This is a genomic window from Erwinia sp. 009765445 (assembly GCF_058137865.1).
Window position 1 is genome coordinate 1 of the sequence record NZ_JBYUWC010000065.1, and the last position, 605, is coordinate 605.

Consider the following 605-nt stretch of genomic DNA (forward strand, 5'->3'; position numbering starts at 1 on the left):
GTGAACGACCGCGTCTGATTACTAGTTTGCCCGGGCCCTTGTCGTCGTCAATTGTACAGCATCCAGGGTGACGGTGCCGAGGATGACGATGAGCGCATTGTTAGATTTCATACACGGTGCCTGACTGCGTTAGCAATTTAACTGTGATAAACTACCGCATTAAAGCTTATCGATGATAAGCTGTCAAACATGAGAATTACAACTTATATCGTATGGGGCTGACTTCAGGTGCTACATTTGAAGAGATAAATTGCACTGAAATCTAGAACTATTTTATCTGATTAATAAGATGATCTTCTTGAGATCGTTTTGGTCTGCGCGTAATCTCTTGCTCTGAAAACGAAAAAACCGCCTTGCAGGGCAGTTTTTCGAAGGTTCTCCGAGCTACCAACTCTTTGAACCGAGGTAACTGGCTTGGAGGAGCGCAGTCACCAAAACTTGTCCTTTCAGTTTAGCCTTAACCGGCGCATGACTTCAAGACTAACTCCTCTAAATCAATTACCAGTGGCTGCTGCCAGTGGTGCTTTTGCATGTCTTTCCGGGTTGGACTCAAGACGATAGTTACCGGATAAGGCGCAGCGGTCGGACTGAACGGGGGGTTCGTG

General features: G+C 46.4%; 1 protein-coding gene. It reads right to left on the reverse strand.

The window, feature by feature from the left end; translation table 11 throughout:
- Positions 1 to 494 precede the first annotated feature (494 nt).
- Positions 495 to 605, reverse strand: a 111-nt coding sequence (locus tag AC3Y5R_RS24230) for a replication initiation protein (protein ID WP_234909692.1), incomplete at its 5' end; no start/stop codon positions are given.